Here is a 7,194-nt window from a genome sequence, read left to right as displayed (position 1 = left end):
CTACATGAAGTCGTTCCAGCAGATGGACTGGATCAACTTCGTGATGCTGCCGATGTTCCTGTTCTCGGCCACGTTCTACCCGATCACCGTCTACCCCGAGTGGCTGCAGCGCGTCATCGAGGCGCTGACCGCATTGCACCTCGCCCTGCTCGTGCGGCGCAGCGCGGTGCGCTGAGCGGCGGGCCGCGGCATCCGTTTACTTGCTATTGACAAGTTCACTTGCAAAGAGCAAGCTAGGCGTCGTACACCCGGTATCCACCGATCCGACACTGGAGCAGGACATGACCACCAACATCTTCGTGAACCTCACCACGACCGACCTCGAGCGCGCCAAGGCGTTCTACGAGGCGCTCGGGTACACCATCAACCCCAACTTCACCGACGAGAACGCGGCGTGCGTCGTGCTCGACGAGAACGTGTACTTCATGGTGCTCACCCGCGAGTACTTCAGCACGTTCACCGACAAGCAGGTCGTCGACCCGGCGACCCAGGCCCAGGTCTCGATCGCGCTCACCCGCGAGTCACGCGAGGCCGTCGACGAGATCCTCGAGAAGGGCCTCGCCGCGGGCGGCACCGAGCCGCGTGAGGCGCAGGACTACGGCTTCATGTACTCGCGCGACCTCGACGACCCCGACGGCAACAACCTCTCGTTCCTGTTCATGGAGCCCGCCGCGGCCGAGATGGGCCCAGAGGCGTACCTGGCCGAGCAGGGCGCCGGCGCCTCGTCGGCGTCGCCGTCGGCCTGAGCGTCGCATGGCCACTCGCGCCGCTCGGGGCTTCGGCCAGTACAGCGGCGTCGCCCGCGCCGTCGAGCGGGTCGGGGAGCGGTGGGCACTGCTCATCGTCCGCGACCTGCTCGTCGGCGCGCGCCGATACGGCGACCTCAAGGCGAGCCTGCCCCGAGGATTGCTCTTGTGGCCGAATCGCGCCCGGTGCTTGGCTGGCGAGGTCTCGAAACCGAGAGGAGACACCTCCGATGTCCAGAACCTCCACCACACGCCTCGTCGCCGGCCTCGCCGCCGCGCCGTTCGTTGCCCTCGCCGTCCTCGGCGGAGGCATGGCCGCCAACGCGACCTCACCGGTCGACGGCGACCACCGGGTGCCGTACTGCCATGCGACGCACAGCGAGAAGAACCCGTTCGTGTTCATCGAGACCGACAAGGTCGCGGTCGTGCGCGCGCACGAGAAGCACCAGGACCTCGAGGACGTGTACCCCGGTTTCTGGTATGACGACCACGGCACGCCGACCTGGTTCGAGGGTCGGGGCGACGCCGCATTCGCCGCGCGAGGATGCGTCGGAGGTGGCGGCGGCCTCGGCTGAGCCGCACGGCTCGGGCGGCCGGTGCGGCGATCAGAGCCCGGCCAGCCCTGTTCCGATGATGAACACGCCGATGAGGATGAAGATCAGGGCGGTCACCGTGGCCTGGTTCCTGCTGATCCAGTCCTTCATCGCGACGAGCCGCGGTTGCATGCCCTTGGGGTCGAAGAGCGCGAGGATGATCGGCACCACCACGGTCGAGGCACCGATTACCGTGTAGATCGCGATGACGATCGCTGCCTCGCCGACCGAGAGGTCGGGGGCGCGGATGGCGAGGCCGGCGGCGATCGCGAGGAGCAGCCCCTTCGGGCGGGCGTTCAGCGCGAAGGCGATGCCGAACGCGCTCCACGGACCCAGCTTGTCGACGGACTCGAGCCACTTCGGCATCGCGTCGGACGGATGGCGCATGGCACGGCGCCACTCGATGATCGCGATCACGACGAGCGCGGCACCCACGAGGATCTCGGCGGTCGCGATCGCGGTATCGGGCCGGCGGTCGGAACGCGGGGACGGGATCGCGTGCGCGCCGACCGTGAAGATCGTCACCATCGTCGCCATGCCGAGCACCCAGCCGATCAGGAACGGCAGGGCCGTCTGCGCGCCCTTGGGTGACAGGAGGATGACGATGGTCGCCATGATCGGCACCGAGCTGATCGCCACGGCGAGCGCGATCGGCAGGATGTGGCCGATTGCCTGCAGCATCCGCTCGTCCTCCTGCTCGTGACTCGGCTACTGGAGCGCCGACGTGAGGCGGGCGATGCCGTCGAGGAACGTCGCCGAGGCGGGCTCGCGCTCCCACTCCTCGAGGGTCAGCTGGCGGCCGACGGCCCGGTAGCCCGCCTCGACCTCGCGCATGTCCGCGACGAACGACGCCCCGCGCACCAGCATGATCACCTCGAAGTTCAGGTTGAACGAGCGGATGTCCATGTTGCTCGAGCCGATCACCGCCACGTCGTCGTCGATCGACAGGTGCTTCGCGTGCAGGATGTACGGCCCGGGGTAGAGCCAGATCTGCACGCCCGCGCGCAGCAGGGCCCCGTAATACGACCGCTGCGCGTGCCAGACCGAACCCTGGTCGCCGATCTCCGAGACGAAGAGCTGCACGTCGAGGCCGCGCAGCCGCGCTGAGGTGATCGCGTACATCATCGCCTCGTCGGGCACGAAGTAGGGGCTCGTGATGATCACGCGCTCCTGCGCCGAGTTCACGAGCGACAGGAAGAGGCGCAGGTTGTTCTCGCCGTCGAACGCCGGACCGCTGGGGAGGATCTGGCAGTCGAGGGCGTCGGGCGAGCGGTCGAACGGGATCGCAGTGGCGCGCACGTTCTCATCGTCGGCGAGGAGCTCGTCGGTCTCGGCATACCAGTCCGACATGAACACGGCGTTGAGCGCCGTCACCGTCGGTCCGGTGACGCGCGCCACGAGCTCCTGCCACTGCAGGCCGCGCTTGAGGTTGCTCTTCGAGTTGTAACTGCGGTCGATGAGGTTCTGCGAGCCCGTGTAGCCGACGCGCCCGTCGACGACGACGATCTTGCGGTGGTTGCGGAGGTCGGGGCGCTGGAACTTGCCCTTGAACGGCTGCACGGGAAGCATGAAGCTCCACTTGGCGCCGATGCGGTCGAGCTCGGCGTACGTCGCCTTGTGCGTGGCCGATCGACCCGTCGAGATGTGATCGAGCAGCACGCGCACCGTGACGCCCCGCTGGGTGGCACGCTCCATGGCCGCGAAGAACTCCTTCGTCGTCACGTCGAGCGACACGATGAAGAACTCGACGTGCACGTAGCGCTCGGCCGTCTCGATGTCGGCGGTCATGGCGTCGATCGACGCCTGGTAGTCGCCGATCAGCGTCGCCCGGTTGCCGCCGATCACGGGCAGCGCGCCGAGCCGCCGGTTCTGCTCGGTGATCGTGGCGAACCACGTGGGCCACTGCGACCGGTCGGGCGCCAGGTCGACGCCCTCGGCGCGCTCGCTGATCAGCCGGTTCACCTCCGTCTGCCGCACCCGCCACTTCTTCGGCAGCTTCACGTTGCCGATCAGCAGGAACAGCAGGATCCCGACGAACGGGATGAGGAAGATCGCGAGCAGCCAGGCCATCGCCGCCGTCGGCTTGCGATCGCGCGGGATGATGATGAGCGCCGTGATGCGGATGACGAAATCCGCCGCCACGAGCACCCATCCGATGATGGTCGCGGTCTCGGCGCTCACGACCGCCCGCTCGTTCGATGTGCCGCTGCAGCACCGGCCATGGCGCCCTCCCCAGTACGGTCGCTCTCGCCGCCCGCCTCGCTCAGGCGACCGGTCGGTCGTCTGAGTATGGCACCGGCGTCGCGGCCGTCAAAGACCTGCCGCGCCGGGGATGGGGCGCGTCGCCGGGGACGTCGCCCGTCAGTCGGTGCCGAGGTCGAAGGCCGCGGCCTCGTTCGCGGCATCCGTCGCCGCCTCGAGCTCGGTCTCGACCTCGCCCGCGGTGATCGCGGTGGACTCGCCGGCCTCGAGGTCGCCCACGAGCTCGGCCGTCGCGCCGCCCACGATGCCCTGCAGCGCGTACTGCTCGAGCCGGGCCCGCGAGTCGGCGATGTCGAGGTTGCGCATGGTCAGCTGGCCGATGCGGTCCTCGGGGCCGAAGGCCGCGTCGCCGACGCGCTCCATCGACAGCTTCTCGGGGTGGTAGCTGAGCGCGGGACCCTCGGTGTTCAGGATCGTGTAGTCGTCGCCACGACGCAGGCGGAGGGTGACCTCGCCGGTGACGGCCGAGCCGACCCAGCGCTGGATGGACTCGCGCAGCATCAGCGACTGCGGGTCGAGCCAGCGGCCCTCGTACATGAGGCGACCGAGCCGGCGGCCTTCGGCGTGGTAGTTGGCGATGGTGTCCTCGTTGTGGATCGCGTTGAGCAGGCGCTCGTACGCGATGTGGAGGAGCGCCATGCCCGGCGCCTCGTAGATGCCGCGGCTCTTCGCCTCGATGATGCGGTTCTCGATCTGGTCGGAGACGCCCAGGCCGTGGCGCCCGCCGATCGCGTTCGCCTCGTAGACGAGGGCCACGGCGTCGGCGAATTCGGCGCCGTTGATGGCGACCGGGCGGCCGGCTTCGAACCGCACCGACACCTCCTCGGTGGCCACCTCGACGTCGTCGCGCCAGGCGGCGACGCCCATGATGGGCTCGACGATGTCGAGTCCGGCGTCGAGCTCCTCGAGGCGCTTCGCCTCGTGGGTCGCGCCCCAGATGTTCGCGTCGGTCGAGTAGGCCTTCTCGGTGGCGTCGCGATAGGGGAAGCCGCGGGCGACGAGCCACTCGCTCATCTCCTTGCGGCCGCCGAGCTCGGTCACGAACGCCGCGTCGAGCCACGGCTTGTAGATGCGCAGGCGCGGGTTGGCCATGAGGCCGTAGCGGTAGAACCGCTCGATGTCGTTGCCCTTGTAGGTCGAGCCGTCGCCCCAGATGTCGACGCCGTCCTCCTTCATGGCGCGCACGAGGAGCGTGCCCGTCACGGCCCGGCCGAGCGGCGTGGTGTTGAAGTAGGTCTTGCCGCCCGAGCGGATGTGGAACGCGCCGCACTGCAGCGCGACGAGGCCCTCCTCGACGAGCGGGGCCTTCGCGTCGACGTGGCGGGCGATCTCGGCGCCGTACTCCTTCGCGCGCTCGGGCACCGCGGCGATGTCGGGCTCGTCGTACTGGCCGATGTCGGCCGTGTACGTGCAGGGCACCGCGCCCTTCTCGCGCATCCACGCGACCGCCACCGAAGTGTCGAGGCCGCCGGAGAAGGCGATGCCGACGCGTTCGCCGACGGGCAGGCTGGAGAGGACTTTCGACATGCCCACCAGCCTACTTGCGCCTCTTCCCCGGCGACGACGCCGCCAATAGACTCGCGCCACCGGTCGCGCGGCACCATCGACGTCGCCGTCGTCGCATCCACTGGACGGTCCGGGCCGCCGACCGACCCACGGTCGGCGGTGCACTCCACACGAAGGAGCAACACGCATGCAGAAGCACAGGGTGATCGGCGCGGCATCCGCCGTGGCCATCGCCATCGGCCTGATGGGCGCCGCGGTCGCACCGGCAGCAGCCGCATCCGGGCCCGAATCCACCTACCTCGTGCTCGCGCCCCAGGGCAAGAGCACGGCGAAGGCCGCGGCCCGCGTGGCCGCAGCGGGCGGCACCGTCGTCGCCGCCTACGACCAGATCGGCGTGCTCGTCGCGAAGTCGACGAACACCCGCTTCGCCGCCGCGGCGGCCGGCTCGGGCGTCGAGTCCGTCGCCACGACCGATGGGCTCGGCACGACGCTCATCGATGACGAGGCGGGCGACGTCGTCGGCTCCGCGACCGCCGAGGCCACGGGCGACCCCACGCAGGAGCCGCTGTGGAGCTCGCAGTGGGACATGGCGCAGATCGACGTGCCCGCCGCGCACGCCATCACGACGGGTGACCCGTCGATCGTCGTCGGCGTGCTCGACTCCGGCATCTCGCCGACGCACCCCGACCTCGCGTCGCAGATCGCGTTCGACCAGAGCGCCTCGTGCATCGGCGGCGTGGTCGACACGAGCGTCGCGGCGTGGAGCCCGACGACCTCCGATCACGGAACCCACGTCGCAGGCACCATCGCGGGCGCCATCAACGGTGTGGGCATCGCCGGTGTCGCGCCGGGCGTGAAGGTCGCCTCCGTCAAGGTCGTCGACGACGACGGCTTCATCTACCCCGAGGCCGCGGTCTGCGCGTACCTCTGGGCGGCCGACCACGGCATGCCGATCACGAACAACAGCTACTTCATCGACCCGTGGGAGTTCAACTGCGTGAACGACCCGCGCCAGCGTCCGGTCTGGCAGGCCGTGCAGCGGGCGCTGCGGTACTCGTCGGCGCAGGGCACCCTGACGGTCGCCTCGGCGGGCAACAGCAACGTCGACCTCCAGCACAAGTTCGTCGACTCCTCCAGCCCCAACGACGGCAGCTACCCCATCGAGGATCGCACCGTCACCGGTGCGTGCCGTGACCTGCCGGCGGAGGCGGCCGGCGTCGTGACGGTGTCGGCGGTCGGCCCGACCGAGCAGAAGAGCTACTACTCGTCATACGGCCAGGGCGTCGTCGACGTGACGGCTCCCGGCGGTGACACGCGGTTCCGCACCGGCGGCGCCGCGTCGACGCTCACCGACGGCATCCTCTCGACCACGTGGAGCCCGGTCACCGGGAACGGATGGGGCTACAAGCAGGGCACCTCGATGGCGGGCCCGCACGCGGCCGGTGTCGCGGCGCTCGCCCTGTCGGCACACCCGGGCATGAACCCCGGGCAGCTCGCCTCGTTCCTCGAGCGCACGGCGACCCCGCTGGCCTGCCCGGTGGGCGTCTACGAGCCGCGGCCCGGCTTCCCGGCCACGTGCACGGGTGGCGCGCGCAACTCCTTCTACGGAGCGGGCAACGTCAACGCGCTGAACGTCGTGCAGTAGCCGACTGAGCGGATGACGCGGCGAGGGGCCGGGCCGAGAGGTCCGGCCCCTCGTGCATGCCGGCCTCCGGATACGGCGGCTCGGTTCGTCGGCTCGTGGGCCGCCGGAGGGCCTCGCGCTAAGGTTGAGTGTGACCGCAGACCAATCAGCACCCGAGGGCGAGGCGTCACTCGCCGATGAACCCGAGGTGCGGCAGGCGCTCGCCGAAGCCGATCGCGCATCCGTCGCGTCGGTCGTGTCGGGGCATCCGTCGTCACCTCTCGCGTGGGCCGAACTGGCCGACCTGGCCGACTCCGAGGGCCACTCCATCGACGCGTTCGCATACGCGGCCGTCGCCGTCGACCTCGCCCGCGAGCAGCTCACGGCCGCCGGCTGGCAGCCGGGCGGCGCCGTGAGCTGGTCCGACGAGCCCAACCGCGCCTACCTCAGGGCGCTCGATGCG

The 7,194-nt window shown here is 69.9% G+C and carries 7 protein-coding genes and 2 pseudogenes; 6 read left to right on the top strand and 3 right to left on the bottom strand.

Translation table 11 applies throughout. The features are described from left to right. The 4 genes and pseudogenes from GH736_RS25075 to GH736_RS24355 all read left to right on the top strand — a co-directional run. A pseudogene (locus tag GH736_RS25075) lies at positions 1–157 on the top strand (ABC transporter permease); the annotation flags it as partial. A gap of 124 nt (positions 158–281) precedes the next feature. Beyond that, positions 282–746: a VOC family protein gene (locus tag GH736_RS14040; protein WP_159604328.1), complete on the top strand. Its 465-nt coding sequence runs from the start codon at positions 282–284 to the stop codon at positions 744–746. A gap of 7 nt (positions 747–753) precedes the next feature. Beyond that, a pseudogene (locus tag GH736_RS25070) lies at positions 754–903 on the top strand (winged helix-turn-helix transcriptional regulator); the annotation flags it as partial. 73 nt (positions 904–976) lie between these two features. Further along, positions 977–1,321 (top strand): hypothetical protein, encoded by a 345-nt coding sequence (locus GH736_RS24355; protein WP_162529563.1) that lies wholly within the window; start codon positions 977–979, stop codon positions 1,319–1,321. Between the two features lie 30 nt (positions 1,322–1,351). Here the strand turns inward: GH736_RS24355 and GH736_RS14030 are convergent, their stop codons facing one another. The 3 genes from GH736_RS14030 to argG form a co-directional block, all read right to left on the bottom strand. Next, positions 1,352–2,020: a GAP family protein gene (locus GH736_RS14030; protein WP_159604326.1), complete on the bottom strand. Its 669-nt coding sequence runs from the start codon at positions 2,018–2,020 to the stop codon at positions 1,352–1,354. Between the two features lie 27 nt (positions 2,021–2,047). Then, the gene (gene cls / locus GH736_RS14025) at positions 2,048–3,520 is read right to left on the bottom strand and encodes a cardiolipin synthase (RefSeq protein ID WP_159604324.1); all 1,473 of its coding nucleotides are present in this window, start codon (positions 3,518–3,520) and stop codon (positions 2,048–2,050) included. Positions 3,521–3,700: 180 nt separating this feature from the next. Then, positions 3,701–5,128 (bottom strand): argininosuccinate synthase, encoded by a 1,428-nt coding sequence (argG, locus tag GH736_RS14020; protein WP_159604322.1) that lies wholly within the window; start codon positions 5,126–5,128, stop codon positions 3,701–3,703. A gap of 166 nt (positions 5,129–5,294) precedes the next feature. Between argG and GH736_RS14015 the strand changes: the two genes are divergently transcribed. Continuing rightward, on the top strand, positions 5,295–6,752 hold the full coding sequence (locus tag GH736_RS14015) for a S8 family peptidase (RefSeq protein ID WP_159604320.1): 1,458 nt from the start codon (positions 5,295–5,297) through the stop codon (positions 6,750–6,752). 130 nt (positions 6,753–6,882) lie between these two features. Beyond that, positions 6,883–7,194 (top strand): DUF3151 family protein (locus GH736_RS14010; RefSeq protein WP_159604317.1); only part of this gene is annotated, 312 nt, incomplete at its 3' end.

The organism is Agromyces humi (assembly GCF_009720255.1).
In the GTDB taxonomy this organism is placed as follows: domain Bacteria; phylum Actinomycetota; class Actinomycetes; order Actinomycetales; family Microbacteriaceae; genus Agromyces; species Agromyces humi.
The sequence above is the reverse complement of the archived record's forward strand: the minus strand, read 5'-3'. Positions and strand labels throughout refer to the sequence as shown.